At 48.8% G+C, this 18,282-nt stretch carries 10 protein-coding genes; 5 read left to right on the top strand and 5 right to left on the bottom strand.

All coding sequences use genetic code 11. The features are described from left to right. Positions 1 to 12 precede the first annotated feature (12 nt). The 5 genes from L3C95_RS34365 to rhaM all read left to right on the top strand — a co-directional run bounded on the left by L3C95_RS34365 (position 13) and on the right by rhaM (position 4,686). The gene (locus L3C95_RS34365) at positions 13 to 1,395 is read left to right on the top strand and encodes an FGGY-family carbohydrate kinase (RefSeq protein ID WP_236395198.1); all 1,383 of its coding nucleotides are present in this window, start codon (positions 13 to 15) and stop codon (positions 1,393 to 1,395) included. 5 nt (positions 1,396 to 1,400) lie between these two features. Continuing rightward, a complete protein-coding gene (locus L3C95_RS34360; RefSeq protein WP_236395197.1) occupies positions 1,401 to 2,135 on the top strand; it encodes a (Fe-S)-binding protein in 735 nt (244 codons plus the stop codon). 94 nt (positions 2,136 to 2,229) lie between these two features. Continuing rightward, on the top strand, positions 2,230 to 3,606 hold the full coding sequence (locus tag L3C95_RS34355) for a lactate utilization protein B (protein ID WP_236395196.1): 1,377 nt from the start codon (positions 2,230 to 2,232) through the stop codon (positions 3,604 to 3,606). A gap of 156 nt (positions 3,607 to 3,762) precedes the next feature. Next, complete coding sequence (locus tag L3C95_RS34350) at positions 3,763 to 4,359, top strand: lactate utilization protein C (protein ID WP_236395195.1); 597 nt, start codon at positions 3,763 to 3,765, stop codon at positions 4,357 to 4,359. Between the two features lie 15 nt (positions 4,360 to 4,374). Beyond that, positions 4,375 to 4,686 carry an L-rhamnose mutarotase gene (gene rhaM, locus L3C95_RS34345; protein WP_236395194.1) on the top strand — a complete coding sequence of 104 codons (312 nt, stop codon included), beginning with the start codon at positions 4,375 to 4,377 and terminating at the stop codon, positions 4,684 to 4,686. Between the two features lie 90 nt (positions 4,687 to 4,776). Here the strand turns inward: rhaM and L3C95_RS34340 are convergent, their stop codons facing one another. From L3C95_RS34340 to L3C95_RS34320, 5 genes are all read right to left on the bottom strand, one after another. Continuing rightward, positions 4,777 to 7,425 carry a hypothetical protein gene (locus L3C95_RS34340; RefSeq protein ID WP_236395193.1) on the bottom strand — a complete coding sequence of 883 codons (2,649 nt, stop codon included), beginning with the start codon at positions 7,423 to 7,425 and terminating at the stop codon, positions 4,777 to 4,779. A gap of 6 nt (positions 7,426 to 7,431) precedes the next feature. After that, positions 7,432 to 7,947, bottom strand: coding sequence for a DUF4402 domain-containing protein (locus L3C95_RS34335; RefSeq protein WP_236395192.1), 516 nt, complete (start codon positions 7,945 to 7,947; stop codon positions 7,432 to 7,434). 7 nt (positions 7,948 to 7,954) lie between these two features. Beyond that, positions 7,955 to 15,907, bottom strand: a complete 7,953-nt coding sequence (locus L3C95_RS34330) for a T9SS type A sorting domain-containing protein (protein ID WP_236395191.1) — start codon at positions 15,905 to 15,907, stop codon at positions 7,955 to 7,957. A gap of 57 nt (positions 15,908 to 15,964) precedes the next feature. Next, positions 15,965 to 16,708, bottom strand: a complete 744-nt coding sequence (locus L3C95_RS34325) for a hypothetical protein (RefSeq protein ID WP_236395190.1) — start codon at positions 16,706 to 16,708, stop codon at positions 15,965 to 15,967. 173 nt (positions 16,709 to 16,881) lie between these two features. After that, positions 16,882 to 17,397, bottom strand: coding sequence for a DUF4402 domain-containing protein (locus L3C95_RS34320; protein ID WP_236395189.1), 516 nt, complete (start codon positions 17,395 to 17,397; stop codon positions 16,882 to 16,884). Positions 17,398 to 18,282: the final 885 nt, after the last annotated feature.

Here is an 18,282-nt window from a genome sequence, read left to right as displayed (position 1 = left end):
ATTTTCCACCGGATGCGCTGTATTGCAATACTCGACATTGGTAAGACAAACAAGAAGATATTCCTGATCGACGAGCACTACCGGATCGTATGGGAAAGAGGCGCCTGTTTCGAAGAAACGGTTGATGAAGACGGGGACGCCTGTGAGAATATTGAGCTGCTTACGAACTGGGTGAAGGACAGCCTGCGTGAACTGTTGCAGCTGCCCGGCTATACGGTTGTTGCATTTAATTTCAGTACTTATGGCGCCAGCCTGGTATATCTGGATGAACAGGGACAGGTGCTGGCGCCTTTATATAACTATCTGAAACCTTATCCCGCCGGTATGGAGGAGGCCTTGCAGAAGGCCTCCGGCGGCTCTGAAAGACTGTGTGCGGATACTGCCTCTCCCGCATTGGGCAGCCTGAATGCCGGTCTGCAGTTCTACCGGTTAAAACAACTGCAGCCTGCGCTCTTCAACAGGGTGAAATATGCCCTGCATTTGCCGCAGTATATCAGTTTTCTGGTGACAGGTCAGCCCCTGTCTGATATTACCAGTATTGGTTGTCATACGATGCTGTGGGACTTTACCAGGCAATGTTACCATGATTGGGTGTTGAGAGAAGGACTGGCAGAGAAATTGCCGCCTGTTTTCCCCGGCAATCATGTATTGCCAGCAAATATTGACGGGTATACCGGTATTGCAGGCGTCGGACTGCATGATAGCTCTGCCGCATTGATCCCTTACCTTGCCAGTTTCTCAGCGCCTTTTGCACTCATTTCCACAGGTACCTGGTGTATTACCCTTAATCCGTTTAATAACAGCCCTTTAACGGCCAGGGAACTGGCGTCTGACTGTCTCTGCTATCTGACCTATGAAAACCGTCCTGTGAAGGCCGCAAGGCTCTTTGCCGGCAATGAGCATGAGCAGCAGGTGAAAAGGCTGGCAGAATATTATCAGACACCGGTAAATTACTACCAGCAAGTAGCCTTCGACCCCGCTATATTTGCCAGATTGCTGGCGGAAGTTCCGCAACAGGAAGAGCCGGTATCCGGTAACCGTTTGTTGCAGGCATCCCGTTTTGCAGAAAGGTCATTGAACGACTTTACCAGCTATGAAATTGCCTATCATCGTTTACTGATGGACATCATGGAACAACAGCAGTTCTCTTCATCGCTGGTAATAGATGGTACACCGGTAAAACGTATTTTCGTGGATGGTGGGTTTAGCAGGAACACCGTATATATGCACCTGCTGGCAGCAGCCTTTCCTCAAATGGAGGTCTATGCTGCCTCAGTAGCACAGGCTACGGCTATAGGAGCCGCCCTCGCTATTCATCGCCACTGGAATACACAGCCTTTACCGGCCGACCTCGTAGAGATGAGACATTATAGCCACGGCTCGATTTATATTTGAAAAAGATGAAAGTAGGACTCTTCATACCCTGTTACATAGACCAGTTTTATCCGCAGGTAGGCATTGCCACCTTATCACTACTGGAGAAACTGGGCTGTGATGTGGTATATCCACAGGGACAAACCTGTTGCGGACAACCCATGGCCAACTCCGGATTTGAACACCTGACCCACGGTTGCAATGAACTTTTCGTAGATCATTTTGAGGATTTTGACTATATCGTAGCGCCTTCCGGCAGTTGCGTGCTGCATATCAAAGACCATCTGCATGTGGATGGAAAAGAGCAGGCAGCTACGCATATCCGTCAGCGTATATACGAACTGGCAGAATTCCTGACAGATGTATTGAAAGTCGATAAGCTCAAAGCGAAATTCCCACATAAAGTAGGTATACACCAGAGCTGCCATGGTCAGCGTGGATTAGGGCTTGCCCAGATGAGTGAACTGGTGGCGGCTCCGTTCTCCAAACCCCAGCAGCTGTTGCAGCTGGTGGAAGGACTGGAGCTGGTGGAATTGAAACGGACAGATGAGTGCTGTGGTTTCGGCGGAACTTTCTGTGTTTTTGAGGAAGCAGTTTCTGTGAAGATGGGGAAAGACCGTATTGCGGATCATGTCAATAACGGTGCGGAATATATTACAGGAAATGATGTCAGCTGCCTGATGCACCTGGAAGGTATCTTACGCCGTCAGAAAAGCAATGTGAAGGTGCTGCATATAGCGGAGATACTGAATGCTATTTAAGAAGGTCATAGCAAAATGCCCGATAGGCTACTGACGGAGCCTCTGTGTTTGTAGCGGCGATAGCCCAGGGATCGCCTGGTTCAATTTTTAAGGTATGGAACATCAACATAAAGAACATTCACTGCTCGCGGAAGAATTTAACGCCAATGAGCCCCGTGTGAACTGGCATGATGAGACACTCTGGTGGGTTCGTCAGAAGAGGGATAAAATGGCCTGGACCATTCCCGAATGGGAAGATCTGAGAGAAGCTGCTTCACGCATCAAACATAATGTGCTGGGCAACCTGCACGATTACCTGCTTGAATTCGAAAAGAATGCACAGGCTAATGGCGCGGTGGTACACTGGGCAGCTGATGCCGCAGAGCACAATAAGATCGTGCTGCAACTCTTGCAGGAGCAGGGCGTAAAACGGATGGTGAAGAGTAAATCTATGCTCACAGAAGAGTGCCATCTGAATCCATACCTCGCTGAACATGGAATTGAAGTGATCGATACTGATCTGGGTGAACGTATCGTACAGCTGGCGAAAGAGCCGCCAAGTCATATCGTGTTACCCTGCATTCATAAAAAGAAAGAGGAGATAGGCGACTTGTTTCATGAGCACCTGGGCACGCCTGCAGGTAATGCAGATCCCAAGTTCCTGACTGCTGCCGCCCGCCAGCACCTGAGGGCAGAATTTATTCAGTCACGGGTAGCCATCACAGGTGTAAATTTCGCCGTGGCAGAGACAGGAGAGATGGTGGTTTGTACAAATGAGGGAAACGCTGATATGGGCGCTCACCTGGCAGATGTACACATTGCCTGTATGGGTATTGAAAAGATCATTCCTCAGAGGAAACATTTAGGTGTGTTCCTTCGCTTGCTGGCCAGAAGTGCTACGGGACAGCCTATTACCACTTACAGCAGTCATTTCCGTGCACCTAAGAAAGGACAGCAGCTGCATATTGTGCTGGTTGATAACGGTCGTAGCCGTCAGTTGGGGCGCGAGGATTTCCGTAATTCACTGAAATGCATCCGGTGCGGAGCCTGTATGAATACCTGTCCGGTATACCGTCGTAGTGGTGGACATAGTTATCATAACGCTATCGCCGGTCCGATCGGCGCCATCTTAGCGCCCAACCTCGATATGAAGGAGTATGCAGACCTGCCGTTTGCTTCTACCCTGTGTGGTTCATGCTCGAATGTATGTCCGGTGAAGATTGATATCCACCAGCAGCTCTATAAATGGAGACAGGTTATTACACAGGAAGGACATACGAAGAAGACTAAAGCTGCTGGCATGCACGCCATGAATATTGTTTTATCCAAACCGGGTTTGTTTAAAACCGCCGGAGGTGTGGGCCGTTGGGTGATGAGAACATTCCCTGCTGTTGTGAACAATGGTCTGAACCCATGGTTCAAACAACGTGAAATGCCGGCGCCGCCCAAAGAGTCATTTGCTGACTGGTACAGGAAGAACAGAAAGCAATAACAATACTAACAACAACTTCCGGTCAACTCCGTTAGGAGTTGTGTGTTTGTAGCCCGGGGTGATAACCCCGGGTCGGCAATAACAACGGTTCAACAATACCAACATTTTCAGCAGCATGTTAAACCATGTTGTTTCAACAATATCAAACCAACGTATATGTCCCGCGAAAGTATTCTCGCCGCCATAAAAAAGAATCAACCGGAACAGCAGGCATTACCTGATCTGAACGTTTTCAGGCGTACAGGTCCCGGCGATGCTGCAGCTTTCAGGAAAGTAATAGAAACACTCGGCGGACAGGTTTTCGAGATCAGCTCATATACAGAAATAAAAGCGCTCGTTGCGGAACATCAACCGGATGCACGGAAGATCATTTCCCTGCAGGAACAATACCTGCCCGGCGCAATAACCGAATGGGAAGCCGGTGACGGCGGCCGCCAGTTGGAAGATGTTGACCTGGCTATTATCCCCGGACAATTTGGTGTAGCGGAGAATGGCGCTATATGGATCACAGATCTTGAAATAAAGGAACGAGTGTTACCCTTCATTACCCAGCATCTTGCTATTGTGGTTTCCTCACAGGATATCGTATCTACTATGCATGATGCGTACGAGGAACGTATCGCCCACCCGGGTGGCGGATTTGGTGTTTTCATTGCCGGGCCGTCCAAAACGGCGGATATTGAGCAGTCATTGGTACTGGGTGCGCACGGCGCTAAAAGCCTGACAGTCTTTCTCTATACTCCTAAGTCCTAAACTTATATTCCCGTTATGAAGACCGCTTTTAAAATGCGCCTGAAACCGGGCTGTAAAGAAGAATACCGTAAACGCCACGATGAGATCTGGCCGGAGCTGAAACAGCTGTTGAAGGATAATGGCGTGAGCGATTATACCATCTTCCTGGATGAGGAAACAAATATCCTGTTTGCAGTGCAGCAACAGGACGGCGAACAGTCATCCCAGGACCTGGGAAAGCTGCCTATCGTGCAACGCTGGTGGGCTTATATGGCTGATATCATGGATACGAATGAAGATCATTCACCTGTGACAACACCGCTGATACAGATCTTCCATATGGACTAGCGTATACCTCTACAGCATATACTTCCGGCGTGCTGCCGTTTCTGGTAAAGCACCTGTGTTATACATTAAAGCGCTTACTCAGCGTAATGGTCACTTTCTCTCCAAAATGAATTCAATATCATCGATCACATCGCCCTCCTTCCTGCTGCTGATATGCAGGTTATATGCCGGCTGTAGTGTTTTTAATTTCAACTTCTTCAACTGTGCAGGGTCAGGCTGGATCACATAGTCGCCCGGAGGAAGTCCCATGTAGTTAAAGTATCCATCAGTTTCTGTGAGGATACATTTTACCAGTGTACTGTCTGACCGGTATATGCAGATCTTGATGCCGGCCTGTTCCTTCAGCACGGTATCTTCTTTCAGGTATACAACACCTGATACCTCTCCCTGAACAGCGACGGGTACATCAATTCTGTGCAGCTGGTTAGGCTCAATGATCACCCGGATGGCAGGTTTCCGGATCCGCCATGACACGCTTTCAAAACCCGTTGGCTCCAGCTCAAACAGGTAAGGCGCATACGGTTCCAGGTCAAGAATAGCAATGCTGGTGTCCCGCAGACTACGGATCAGTCTTCCTCCATTATGTTTCAGCTGTAATCCGTCAACACGGGGCTCTCCAGCATCATAACGTTCGTTGTTGTTGATGTCGAGGAATGGTACAAATGCAACGCCACCGGAACCGACGCTGCTGCGGTTGTCAACCCCGGTATATCCTGCCTTCCCATCATGGATCACACTGCCGCGGGCAGATTCCACCAGAGTAGTGACATTGTTATTCCTCCAAACGGAGAAGCCGATCTGTGCGAATGAAAAGTCATACCGCAATCCGATGCCATAGTTTGTAATGCCCGTCCTGTAGTTCTTCTCATAAGAAACATTCAGATAGCCGTTTTTAAACAGGTACTTTCCTGCCTCGCAGCGTACTGCTATAAAGCGGTTGCTGTTATATTCATACTGCGCTTGCGGGGTCAGCATGATCCTGCCAGGGATGGGGAATGTGAGTGCCAGATTACTGTATACGAAAGGATTTTCGTCCTTTATAAAAATGGCGTAGGTGGAAAGGCTCGTGCCGACTTTATAGAGAGAACCTGACAACAGCCATTCTGTGGTGGTATAGTAGGAACCGGGTAAAATAATCTGATCAACGGTAAGTCTTGCGAACAGCGAAAAATTCTTTCTGAAGAACGGCTTTGATATAATCGCCTTGCGCTCTTCGAGCCAGTTGTAGATAATGGCTTTCTGGTCTCTTCTATACCTCGTATAATTCAGTTCTGCCTGGAAGTTTGTACGCGTCCGATAGCTAAGGATCCCTCTTGCCCTGACGCCGTATGTATACTCACCGGAAAACAACAGGTTCGATACAAGACGCATCGAAGTAGTCACAAACGGCAATGTATTGGCTCCGCGGATGGAGGACAGATACTCCAGCCCGGCGCCAACAGTGAGCTTGCCGGAAAGGCCGTAGTTGACCTGGACCCTTCCCAGTTTACTATGTGCAGTATCTTCCGCTACGCCGGCACTGGCAGTATATTCAAATTCCCCGGCCGGCAGGAAGTTAAAGGGAATGTTGATGCTTTCTTCCTGGAATCGTTCTTCTCCCCACGGACCATAGAACCGTAGCCTGATCTGGGAATTGCCATACATCAGCGGTACCTGGAACGTATAAAAGCCTGCCGCATCTGCCACCGTATAGTCCACCAGTGCATTGTTGATATACAGTTCCACCGTCCAGCCGGGGTCAGTGAAGTTACTTAGTGTGTAAGTGCCGTAAGCGCGGCGATGTGTAGTCGGTGTATTGGTGATCTGTACGCCTACTATCGGAGCGAAGAGGGATGCAATCGTGGGTGTAAATATCTTTCCTGCAATGATCTGCCGCAGCCATGGCCTGTCGTTGTTTACGAAGCGTAGACGGTAATATTGCTGCCGCTGGTCGAAGGGGCGGACAATATTACTATCCGGATGCGTAGCTGATAGCTGTTGCTTTGCGAAGTTGTTGTAGTTCAGTGATACCGTGGCTTCTCCACCGGCCAGTGTTCCGCCCATCATGAGGTTGAACCAGGTGTCGCTGACATTCTGCAGGCGTTGGGTAGATACGACTGACCAATTGGCCATCCCGAATTTAAACAGCTGCTTACTTCTTCCTATCGTAGTATCTGCTGCTATATTTCCCTTGAGCTTATTCAGGTTACGGTAAATGACCTGTTGCCGCATCTCCCTGATGGCAGGTAGTTCTGCTTTAGATATCACATTCACTGACAAGCTCCGGAAATTGAACTGACAACTCAGATCAAATACCTTATTGAAATAATCTGTACGGAGGTACAATCCTGTTTCCATCTTCACCAGATCTTCCGGTCCAAGGTTGAATACCTTATCGCGGAAACGTATCCTGTTATTCTTCTTATCGATCAGGAAAATCGCATCCTGACTGATATAGAAGCCACTAAGAGTATCCATACTCTCCGACAGGTTGTTCCGTATCTTCAGGAAGTTAAATACATCTGTGATAGACAGATAGGCTGTTTCGTCTTTTACCACCGCAGGTATTTCTGTGCCTCCCAGACCCTGCAGTACGACGAGGATAGAGGTCTCGTCAAATTTCGGATCTTCATCGTTGTCGCCATCCTTATCTCCGTCTTTTGCGAAGACAGGACTGATGCAGCAGGCCAATAGTAAGATACACACTAGTTTGCAGCAGTGCCGGAGGAGAGGAGCGATATGTATAGTACTGCCTGTCATCAGTTGTTATTCCTGGATGAACGTGACTGAGAATAGACCACTATAGCTTCCCGAAGGATTGGCCAGAGGCGGTCCTACAGTGAGTGTGCCGCCAATGCGTACCAGTGTCCTGGCGGGAGAGGTGGCGGTAGCAACGAAGGGACTTCCGGTACTGGAAGAACCGATGTGCAGCGACAAGGTTCCTCCGTTACTACCAGTCAGTGTTACATCGGGCCCGTTCAGGATCTGGATCAGGGTACCCGGATTTGCATCTACTTCGAAAATGGCCGGAGAGAAAGGAAATCCGAGGTTGGCCTGTACAATACTTCCCGTAACGGAGCGCGAACCATCGGGGAAAACCGTTACCGTACCGCCTGTAGCTCCCTGGAAAAAGGCGCCAAAGATGAGTCCCTGCGCAGGATTTACATATACCGATATAGGCCGGGGCGGGGGCTCTTGCCCTTTCACTGGTGATGGGGCATGGAGTAGCACGACCAGCAGGCCGATGCAAAGGAGGTAGTATTTTAACAGTGCTGGTCGCATGTAATGATCATTGATTGCTTATAAACACTTTCTTCGATACCCGGTCTTTATCCGACTGGAATGTGACGACATACACCCCACTGCTGTAGTTGGATCCGAGCAGGTAGCGTCCGTTGCCTTTAAAGTCTTTCCGGAACATGACCTGTCCGGCCATGTTGCTGACCGCAATAGTGCATTTCTCACCGGGTACCTTGTCAAATTGCCCGTACAGGTTATTACCTGTATAAAATGCATGATAGGAGGCGGTATTGCCGCTAATGACATCATCATCAGCTTTAAACACAAGGAAGAACCTGTTGTTATAAATGCCTTTACGCAGCATCAGGCGGTAAGGCGTTGTCTTATGCAGATCATGGGTGATGGCGGCTTCCTTATCATAGAGATAAACATGCCATCCGGCAGGTATGCGCTCCATAACCGGCATGCTGAAGCTGACATATCCATCCCGTTCCGTGGTCAGTCCGAGGGGAATGCTTTCTGTGCTGTCTATATTGTCCGGCCATGCAGCTATGGAGAGCTGCTGCTTGCCTGCCAGTACATACAGACTGGGAACGGTCGGATCTGTATTCAGTAGTTTCAGGGCATCCGTTTCTATCTCAAAATCCCTGGTGCTGGTGCTGCCAAAGTAGATAACGGCCATGTCTGGACGGTATCCTTCATCAGTAAAGCCGGCGCCCAGGCGTAACAGGGGTTCTGTCAGCGGTCTTTCTCTATGGAAGTCAGGTGTCAGGTTATTCACTCTCGCGGTGTTGTTGACGGTGAGGGAACCTGATACGGGGAAGCTGCCATTCGTGACGTGTACGAAGAAACCCTGCATAGCCGGTATGATGTTGCTGGCTATACCATCGCTGGAAACGCCGTTGATGTAGGAACTGTAGGTACCTGTATATTGATTGATGGTACCTGCGTTAAAGTAATAGACGGCTATATCCACATTGTTGCGTATCCATCCGCTGGTAGCGTCCCAATCTACCGGAGATGGATAAGGGTTGCCCACCAGGTTGAAGCCGAGCGTATACGGCTGATCGTTGTTTGTGAGGGCAGGGGTGACGATAGTGCCGTTATTTACCACTCCCGTCATATCTATCGTTACCGGTGAGGTAGACGTACCAAGATTACCCGCATATCCCACCATTGGCGCGAGTGCTCCGGAAGTAGCAGTATACGCTGTCCATCCTGAAGATGTACGGTTCTCTACATAACGGTAGAAAGTAGGGAAGGTAGCGCTGAGATCAATATCATCAGAAAACTCATTGACGGTTGCCGACTGGAACGGAGAACTGAGATAGACATAGCCAAAGCCTGTAGGCCGGTAACGCTGTATCGTCACATTGCCTGTTACTGTCCCGCTGCCACTGCCGTCGATCAATGCTGTGCGTGTTGCTGTTGAAAGCAGGGTCAGATTATTGCCCGTCGCAAATGTTCCCGTTGTAACTCTCAGTATGCCTGACACATCTAATGCACCGGCAAGTGTTACGCCACTGGCATTATTGATAGTAAGGTTCAGTATAGTATTACCGGCAAATGTACTGGCAGGTATCGTCTGCGCCGTACTGCCGGCCAATTCCACCGTACCATTCGTTGCAGTGAATGTCCCGCTGTTGCTGATGGTACCGTAGATCTGTAGTGTTGCGGCGCTTACTGTAACAGCGGCGCCGGTTTGTATGGTGATATTGGCGGTAGTAGCAGTAGAGCTGACAGTGGGATAATTTCCCAGACCTGTTGGTATGATGACATTCATGGTGTTGGTGGGCACTGCGTTGGTAGACCAGTTGCCCGCCAGCGCCCAGTTTGTGCTTACTGCGCCGGTCCAGGTGTTATTTGACACGAGCTCACCTACCGCTAAAGCAACGCTCATGTTGCTCAGGCCTGTTGCCTGTATGGAAGTGGCCAGCGGGCTGACAGTAGTGGGAGTTGTCCAGGTGCTGCCATCATAACTGGCCACCTTAAAATTGCTGGTAGTAGATCCTGCGTCCACATCGGCAGCATTCCAGTTCAGGGTAACGGACGAAGTAGTGAATACAGTACCGGTATTGGTGAAAGACCAGTATCTGTTCACCGTGCTGGTAGCGCTTAGCGCGGAAGTATTGATATTGGGATGATCTCCGGCGGTGACGCCTGTCAGCAAGTTACCGGCAGTGGTGACGCTCGCCATGGTAACAGTAGCTGGTGTATAATACTGATCATCGCCTACTTCATATGTTCTCGTTACATTAGTGCCGGTAGCCACTGCTTTCTGCAGTCTTCCGGATACCCATCCCGTACCCTGAGAAGCACCGGTAAGGGAGCCTGTTGATGGTAGTATAACGGCAAATGTTGCGCCGGTGCGGATCTTATTCAGCACGAAATTCAATACACCGCTCACGGTGATGTTAGTGCCGAGTGCAACGATACCTGCAGTCTTATTTACCGTCAGGTTGTTAAAAGCCCCGGTCGAAGAGATGGTTTGCGTACCTGTACCGTTGAAGTAAACGGTAGCGCCGGTGTTCGTATAAGTACCACTGGACATTGTCCAGTTGCCGCCGATGGTGTCTGTAAAACTGCCCTGTACAAATGTGCCGTTGGTCAACGTAAAGTCGTTCAGCATTTTCAATACAGCAGAAGCTGTTTTACTACCTGTGGTGGATATGACAAGGTTGCCGTATGTTGTAGCGGAGGAGACAGCCTGTGTACTGCCCGCATATTCAACAGTACTTAAAGTATCCAGTGTGTAAGTGGTGAATGTGGGTAATGTCTGCGTGCCTTTGAGGATGAGTTTTGCATTGTCCTCAATGGTTAATGAACTGGCTCCGGAATGTGTAATGGCGAAACCCGCTGCATCAAATATACCGGTGGTAATAGTAATATCATCCACCGCGGTGATGGCCTTTGCAAGTGAAGTCGTAACGCCTGCATCTTTCAGGTTGGTTACCTGGGAAAGAGCGAATGATGCAGCTGAACTGGTAATGACTGACGGCTGACTGCCGGTCATGATCAGCGTACCGATGGTGCCGTCATAGGTGCCGTTGTTGGTGAAATTGTGACTAACGCGATAATCTGAGAGTGCGGCTATTGTTCCGGTCATGGTCAGATCATAGAAGGTAGTGTTCGGTGTACCTGCGAGTGTTCCATCAGCTGATGTCATTGTGAAGGTGGACGTTCCTCCGTTCAATGTACCACTGCTTTCAAGATCGTCTCCTATTGTATAGGTAAAGCTGCCGGCATTAAATATTGCATTGTTGGCGATGGAAAAATCGCCATTTATGCTCCAGTTGGCGCCTGGCGTTACACCGGCGGTATTACTGATAATCACTTCGTTCAATGCGGTAGGCGTGCCTGTTACACTGATGGCGCCGGTTCCGCCGAAGGTGACAGTCCCCGTACTTGTAAAACCGGTTCCGGTCAGCTTGATGGTCTGCGCTGCTGTCGGCGTAAAGTTCATGGTGCCGCTGCTGGTCACCGTGCCATTGTTCGTAAATGATCCGAATATAGTATGGGTAGAAACACCGCCATTAAAGGTAGCGCCGCTGCCGATATTGAATGCGATGAAGACCCGCCACCCCACACTGGCGGTGACGCCTCCGGTATTGTTCACGTTTAAGGTAGCGTAGGTGGGCGTACTGGTTGAATTGAGTACAGGCGGCACAGTGCCGTTAAAATTAATGACACCGCTCGAATTGGAGACAACTGCATTTACAAAGCGTATGGTTTGTACTGCAGTACCGGTAAAGGTGGTTACGCCGTTACTGACCAAAGAACCATTATTGGTAAGGTCTCCGTTCACCGTAGCATTACCGCTTCCACCATCATAAGAACCGCCGGTGGCGATGGTGAGCAGGCCATTGTAAGTAATATCGCTACCGCTTACAGCATAGCTGCCATATACAGTGAGCCTGTTGAAGGTAGTAGTACCAGTAATTGTTTTACTGGCTCCATTTAGTGTTACCGTACTACTGGCAGGAGTGAAAGTACCGCTATTGCTCCAGTTGCCATATAGATTGATGGTAAAGCTGGCGCCGTTGAAGGTAGCACCGCTTCCGATGGTGAGATCTCCGTTTACGGTACAGGTGGCGGCGAGTGTTTTGGTACCGCCATTAGTGCAGGTGAGGTGGCCGTAAGGGATACCAGCTACTGTCTGTGCTACGGTACCATTGTAGTTTACGGTACTCGTAGTGCTGACAGTATAGACGGTAAATCCCGAAGGGAAATTGTTGGCTCCACCAGCGAATAAAGCAGCGCTACCTGAGAGCGTAAATGTGCCCCCCGCCGATGATCTGCTGGCACTGAACGTAGAAAGATCCATAGTTCCGCTGGTGATTGTAAGATTGCCATTCACCGGACAGTTGCCGGTAAGTGAGGCGGTACCTGCGGTTTTCGCAATAGTCAGGTTATTGAAGGTGGTGGCTGAAACGGTTTGTGTGCCGGAGCCATTGAGTACGACGGTACCGCCGGAGGCGGTGAATGTACCGCTGTTATTCCAGTTACCGCCTGTTGTCAGTGTAATGGCGTCGCTGTTCAGCGTGGCGCCGGAAGATATGTTGACATTGCCGCTTACTGTCATAGCCGCCTCCAGTGTCATGGCCCCTGTTGTAATACTCAGATTACCGGCTACCGTTGCTGCATCGTGCGTTACTGCGGTGCCGGCAGACTTATTTACCTGCAGATGATTATAAGTCAGTCCGGCTACTGTTTGCGTAACTGTGCCATTGTAAATCACTGTGCTGCTGCCGGCTGTAAAAGTACCACCGGTGTAAGAATAGTCGTTGCCTACATTGAGTGTGGTTGCCCCGGTGAAGGTGACATTGGCGCCTCCTGATTCGGTGAGTGAGCCAACCACTGTGATCGTGCCTGTGCCTGCATTGAGGTTGATGGCATGACCGCTGGTACCGTCGCTTAGCACGAGGTCACCGTTTACTGTCAGCGTTTGATCAGCTGCATTGATGGTGTGTGTGGCATTGGCAGACCATGCGCCACTGATATTTCCTTGCGTAGTCAGACTGCCGCCTGTAGTAAGCGTCAGCGTGCCTGCCTGCGTGCTGCCAAATCGTATGGCCTTTACATTGGCGGTGTTGTTGATCACAGGTTGATTGGTAAACGCGGCAGTGCCGATCTCGACGATGTCATTAACGCCGGGAGGGAGAGAAGGACTGCCTGCAATGGTCGTCCAGTTTGCAGCGGTAAACCAGTCACCGCTGACAGTACCATTCCAGCGTACAACACTGGCATTGTCAGAAATAGTCCATCGTCCATTGACGGTTGTCTGTCCGTTCAGTTCTACATAATTGGAAGTGGTACTGTTAGTTGTTTTTCCTGAAGAACTCCAGCTGCTGCCGCTATTGAACCATAGCGCCATGGTAGATTCATTGCTACCATTCAGTTCTGCATCCTCGTAATGCAATCGTAAGGTGCTAAATCCTAATGTTGAAACGCCGCTGATAGTATACTCCCGGTTGATGGCGCTACCCTGTGGGAAATCGCTGACGGGCGCTACAATGGCGGAAACAGTAATAGAACTGGTAAGTGGTACCGCCACCGAAAAAGCTATTGAAGTGTTAGGGCTTTCAAATGCATAGGCAACACCCAGAATGAAAGCGTGATTTCTGCGGACATTGCCCAGTATAACGCCGTTGCCGGTCCTGTCAACAGTCATTGTCAGGATATTGCTGCCGGTGTTCATGGTGCCACTGGTCATGTTAATGGTACCGACCTGAATATTATTGTTAATGTCAACATGTGTAGTCGTTGCAGTTTTATTCAGCGTAAGAATATTAAAGGTTGTAGTACCTGTTATAGTGGATGCATGGCTGCCGGTAAATGATATCGTACTGCTACCGGCGGTGAATGTACCGTTGTTGACAAAATCATCCTGCACCTGGTGGGTGAAAGAGCCTGCAGCAAAGGTAGTTCCGCCTGAAACCGTAAAATAGCTGGTAGTAATGGCGCCGGCTGCTGTTTTCGTACCACCGCCCGATAGTAATAGTCTGTCATAGGTCAGTGCGTTGATTGTCTGTGCGCCTGTACCATTAAAGTTGACGGTATTGGGGGGAGTGGAAGTCACATTCAGCGTACCACTGATGACAGTAAAGGTGCCGGCAATACCTAGTACCGAGTTGGCAGACAATTGTAAGGATGTTCCATTCAGGGTAACATTGAACAGATTAGCCGTTCCATTTAATGTACTGGTACCGGTAAAGGTGACTGTTCCAGCGGTAGCTGTAAGCGAACCGCTGACGTCAAGTGAAGTATTGATCGCTGAGAAAGATACCGCCGTAGAGACCGTGCCTGAGATGATCAGTGTTCCGAAACTGATACTTCCTGCGCCGGAAATAGTCTTGGATGTTCCCTGCATGGTAAGGGTACCTCCAAGGCCATTAAAGGTACCGCCGACGGCAAAGTTGCCTGTTACAATGATACTCGTGCTGACACTAACGCTGCCCGAAATGGTCAAGTTATCAAAGATGAAACCTGCGCCTGTAATAGTCTTGGATGTTCCTGTCATCGTTAGTGTGCCGCCAGCCAGATGGTTGAATGTACCTGGTCCTGAAGTTGACATGTTGCCAGATACTGTGAGGGAGCTGGTGGCGGCCGCCGTAACATTGGTAGCAAGGAAACCCATATTATTGAAATTGTGTGTACCGGTACCACTGATAGACGAACCGGGGCCTCCGAAATTAATGGTGCTGGTGGCGCCGGTGAATGTGCCATTGTTCACCCAGTTTCCCGTTATTTCGTGGGTAAAGCTGCCACCGTTAAATGTAGTGGAGGCGCCGATATTGACACCGCCACTGATCAGTATATTTGAGGCAGCAGTATAGCTCACACTGGTGGCCGACCCTAAGGTACTGGTAAGGGTGCCTGCTATGGTAAAGGCAGTCGCAGGCATTGTTTTCACAACGGCGCCGCTGGAACCGGTCAGGGTCAGGTTACCATACGTCTCTGCCGACACTGTCTGGTCAAGACCATTATATTCCACGGTACTTGTCAGGGAGAGTGAATGTGTGCCGTAGTTGGTGGGGAATGTATTAGTTCCTCCGATCCTGAGGGTAGCACCATTGGCTATGGTGATTGCTCCACCCGCTTCCGTAGTGCCCCGGTTGGCTGTAAAAGTGGACAGGTCCAGTGTGGCGGCGGTTACATCAATTCTGCCGGCAGTACTGGTAGTTGAGTTCAGCGCATTAAGGTTACCTGCCAGGGTTTTGACCAATGCCCCGCTGATCCTGAGTGTGGAATAGGTAAGATCGTGACGGATGGTTTGATTGGCAAGGGTCGCACTGTAATCGACCGTACTACCTGCAAGGAACGTGTAGGTTCCTGATAAAGTGTAGTTGCCTGCAAAAGTCGTAGCGTTGACATGTAAGATACCGGTAGCGTCTACGCTGGTATTGCCAGCGCCCGACACTATCGGGTTGGTGCTTTCTGATGGTATAAAAGTACCGTTTACTGTAAAAAGACTGGTTACAGAGATGTTAGCATTTAGTGTAACGACGGCACCTGAAGCGATGGTGAGTCGCCTGAAAGCGGTAGCAGTGGTGCCGCCGATTGTCTGACTGGTGCCACCCATAATAACTTTCGCATTATTCTGGGTAATTGTATAAGTGCCATTATTTACCCAGTTGCCTTTTACAGTAAGGGCAACACCTCTTTGCGAAATTGTACAACCGGAGTTGATGGTGAGTATACCGGCTACTGTTAAGCTTTTCGAAACTGTCAAAACGGGGTTTTGGGCGCTCATTACGAGTGTAAGAGCGTTACAACTGCCGGTAGCATTGACGGTAGGCTGAAAAGAGCCTGTAAAAGAAGCGTCTCCGATCACCGCATCGATTGTGGATGTAGGAACACCTGCAGTCCAGTTGGCCGCATCGTTCCATGCTGTACTGACAGTACCTTTCCAGCTTGTCTGTGCCCAAAGGGATACAGGCAGGCTTGACAAAAAGATAAGGAGCGTAAAACAAACACGTATAAATTGTCTATCAGTATTCATGTGTTTGAATATTATCTGACGGCATATGCTTCGTGCCGGATAAGCACCCGCGACTGATCAATGCAGTTGTAACTCAGCCTGCGCCAGTGGATCGGTCACAGCCCCTTTTGACTGTGCGGTATATGTGATCCTTAGTTTGCCATGGTGATAATTAATGCCTGGTTTCTTCTCGAGTTCCATGTTGAATGCTCTGAACGGATTCGGGGTATAAACAGCGAGTCCTTTTACAGTACCTACAGAGGTCACTTTTCCCTTTTCTGAAACGTAGTCAATGTTGATATCGCCATATACTGAATGATTGCCTGTACGGCGCAGAATCATGCTCAGGTGGGGCCGGACATTCTCTTTGGTTTCAAGCGAAATGTCGGTCAGGCTTACCTTCAGATCCGGTGCACCAATCCTGATGATCACAGGTATGCTTATCCCAAAAACAGGTGTCAGCATTACGGAAATAGTGGTAGAATCTTTTGCCCTGGGAAGGTCTCCCTGTACGATGATATCGGGCACAGCCCTGAAATAGATATGTGAGCGATATTCTCCTTCCTGTAACTGTCCTGTTTTTGAGAGCTGCACTTTTACCAGCTGCGCCTCACCAGGAGCAAGTGTAACGCTTCTCGGAAAGAAACGGACGAATTTGCTTGCAAACAATTGCCCCGAATCGGGTTCACTGATCCTTTCGAAAGAGCCATTGCTGTTCATGCGGATCTCAATAAGAGAGATCAGATACCGGGCCGTATCGTGGCCGGTATTGGCAAGATTAAGTTCCTGTACTTTTTTTTGTCCCTCGAAAACAACCCTCATAGGTGTGATCAGGAGATTACCCTGTGCCGATGAAAGGAGGGGAGATAAACATGTAACGAATATCAGATAATGGATATGGCGCATAAACAATGTTGGATAATTGGGGCCCAATAAGCCCCAACCCGGCTATGTACAGTATACCGGGAGGGCCTTTGGGAGAAAATAATGCAAGGTCAGTTATAGTTGACCGTTACATCGAAGGGAGTGGCTGATACGTACGTTCCGGCCGCTTGTGCTGCACTTACATTCAGTGTGGCGCCAACGTTCACTACTTCAGATCCGCCTGTCAGTGTGCCCGTACCGGAAGGATCGCTGGTGAAGGTAGTGACAGTCATCGTGTTCGATCCACTGGTAATGGTCAGCGCCGTACTTGGTAGTGTGATAGCATACGAATAACCGGAAGTACCGCTTACTGTAAAAGAGGCAGCGGTCACTGTTCCTGTTGCAGTAGTGGGTAGCGTCACTCCACCTGTAGCTGAACGTGTACCGGCAGGGGTCAGTACCACTGTTCCGCCGGTAGTAGATTGCACTGCTACGTTCCCAAAGTTCATGTCAACATCTTTCGTAATGCTGATGGGGGTGACAATAGTAGCTGTTGCCGTTGCGGAAGCCGTTTCCTGTGCATGTGCGGCAGTTGCCAGGCACGCCATAGTGAACGAAGCAAGGAAAAGGATAGGTGTTCTTTTCATTTTATTTATTTTAGATTAAGGATAAAGAAACATTTTCAGAGCGGGAATGCCGTCTGGGGAGTAAGTCAGGCCGATAAATATCTATGTGCATGCTTTGCACAAGTACTTATTGCATTCTTTTTAAAGGGATGTCTGGTTATCTGAAATAGTACACTGACACTTGTTGTAAATCCTTCCAGGTGCTAAATACAAGACAAAACTTCACCGGGCATGAAAGTTCATTCATGGACATGGGAATAGATAATTGACTGCAAAATCACTTGAACAATAAGACACTGCTTTTATTACATAGCAAAAATTTGGTTATTGAGCGATAATGGTGTATTCCAATCTTACGGTTACCTGGCAAATTCAAAAAAAGAAATAATGTGGTTAATTGGGGGTCGTTAATAGCTATTTGATTACGAAGGTAATGTATTTTGATATTCCGAAGAAAAATACCATTTTAAAAAAACGGAGTAATTTAGGGTTAAACCGTACCATGTAAAGTCAATCCTGCCTTTACGATGGAAAAACTGTAAAGTTTTTCTCTATTGTGGTTATAAATACCGTCTTGATACCGCTTTGATACCCATTATCCTACGTTAATCCTACGTTTTAAAACGTAGGATTAACGTAGGATAATGGGTATCAAAGCGGTATCAAGACGGTATCTGTCTTAGTACAGAAAAACTTTACAGTTTTTGCAAGAAGTTTCAGGATTGACTTTACAGGTTATTGAAATAATTCATTATTTGCTTTACAGATGCGCAAATTAAGCTTTACAGATGTGCAAATTAAGCTTTACACTGCTATTTCTGTTGTTTTTACCTTCTTTTTAGCGATCCATCTTCGCTTTAATGCTCCACTGGCTAAATGAGCCTGATTAGGCGTCAGATTATTGCA

It is taken from the genome of Chitinophaga filiformis, assembly GCF_021646545.1.
Taxonomy (GTDB): domain Bacteria; phylum Bacteroidota; class Bacteroidia; order Chitinophagales; family Chitinophagaceae; genus Chitinophaga; species Chitinophaga filiformis_A.
Note: the sequence above shows the minus strand (reverse complement) of the source record. Positions and strands in the feature narration are given on the sequence as shown.

Coding starts and splice junctions, on each gene's coding strand:
- L3C95_RS34365 (WP_236395198.1), top strand. CDS start 13: ATGCGCTGTATTGCAATACTCGACATTGGTAAGACAAACAAGAAGATA.
- L3C95_RS34360 (WP_236395197.1), top strand. CDS start 1,401: ATGAAAGTAGGACTCTTCATACCCTGTTACATAGACCAGTTTTATCCG.
- L3C95_RS34355 (WP_236395196.1), top strand. CDS start 2,230: ATGGAACATCAACATAAAGAACATTCACTGCTCGCGGAAGAATTTAAC.
- L3C95_RS34350 (WP_236395195.1), top strand. CDS start 3,763: ATGTCCCGCGAAAGTATTCTCGCCGCCATAAAAAAGAATCAACCGGAA.
- rhaM (WP_236395194.1), top strand. CDS start 4,375: ATGAAGACCGCTTTTAAAATGCGCCTGAAACCGGGCTGTAAAGAAGAA.
- L3C95_RS34340 (WP_236395193.1), bottom strand. CDS start 7,425: ATGACAGGCAGTACTATACATATCGCTCCTCTCCTCCGGCACTGCTGC.
- L3C95_RS34335 (WP_236395192.1), bottom strand. CDS start 7,947: ATGCGACCAGCACTGTTAAAATACTACCTCCTTTGCATCGGCCTGCTG.
- L3C95_RS34330 (WP_236395191.1), bottom strand. CDS start 15,907: ATGAATACTGATAGACAATTTATACGTGTTTGTTTTACGCTCCTTATC.
- L3C95_RS34325 (WP_236395190.1), bottom strand. CDS start 16,708: ATGAGGGTTGTTTTCGAGGGACAAAAAAAAGTACAGGAACTTAATCTT.
- L3C95_RS34320 (WP_236395189.1), bottom strand. CDS start 17,397: ATGAAAAGAACACCTATCCTTTTCCTTGCTTCGTTCACTATGGCGTGC.